Genomic DNA, 749 nt, shown 5'->3' with positions numbered 1-749 from the left:
AGGCGCCCACCCGCCCGCAAGGCGGCGGGCGGCGCAGACACGGCGACCGCCAGGTGCTGGCCGCGATCATCTTCGTGGCCACCAGCGGGTGCACCTGGGCCCAGCTCCCGCCGGGCTTCGGCCCTTCCGGTGCCACCGCGCACCGGCGCTTCACCGAGTGGACCCGGGCCCGGGTGTGGGCCAAGCTCCACCGGCTCGTGTTGGACGAGCTCGGTTCCCGCGGTGATCTGGACTGGTCGCGGTGCGCGATCGACTCGGTGAACATGCGGGCCCTCAAAGGGGGGACCTGACGGGTCCCAATCCTGTCGACCGGGGCAAGAAGGGGTCGAAGATCCACCTGATCACCGACCGGCAGGGTTTGCCCCTGTCCATGGCGATCTCGGGGGCCAACACCCACGACAGCCAGGCCCTGCAACCCCTGGTGGAGGGGATCCCACCGATTCGCTCCCACCGCGGACCCCGGCGGCGCAAACCGGGCAAGCTGCACGGCGACAAGGGCTACGACTACACCCACCTGCGCCGCTGGCTCCGGCGCCGGGGGATCGTGCACCGTCTGGCCCGCAAGGGGGTGGAGTCCTCGCAGCGGCTGGGACGGCATCGGTGGCAGGTGGAGCGGACCATGGCCTGGCTGGCCGGATGCCGTCGCCTGCACCGCCGTTACGAGCGCAAGGCCGACCACTTCCTGGCCTTTGCCGGCATCGCCTGCACACTGATCTGCTACCGCCAACTCACCAAATGAGATGAGCTCT

1 protein-coding gene is annotated in these 749 nt (G+C 70.4%); it reads left to right on the top strand.

Annotation, left to right across the window (positions count from 1 at the left end):
- Nucleotides 1–739 (top strand): IS5 family transposase gene (locus QJS33_RS31285; protein WP_306371678.1). Its coding sequence is split into 2 segments (ribosomal slippage), with 740 coding nucleotides annotated over them: nt 1–279 and nt 279–739; the frame shifts between segments, so codons are not numbered across the junction. This gene is flagged as partial in the annotation.
- Nucleotides 740–749: the final 10 nt, after the last annotated feature.

It is taken from the genome of Nocardiopsis sp. CC223A, from assembly GCF_030766825.1.
Taxonomy (GTDB): Bacteria; Actinomycetota; Actinomycetes; order Streptosporangiales; family Streptosporangiaceae; genus Nocardiopsis.
The sequence above is the reverse complement of the archived record's forward strand: the minus strand, read 5'-3'. Positions and strand labels throughout refer to the sequence as shown.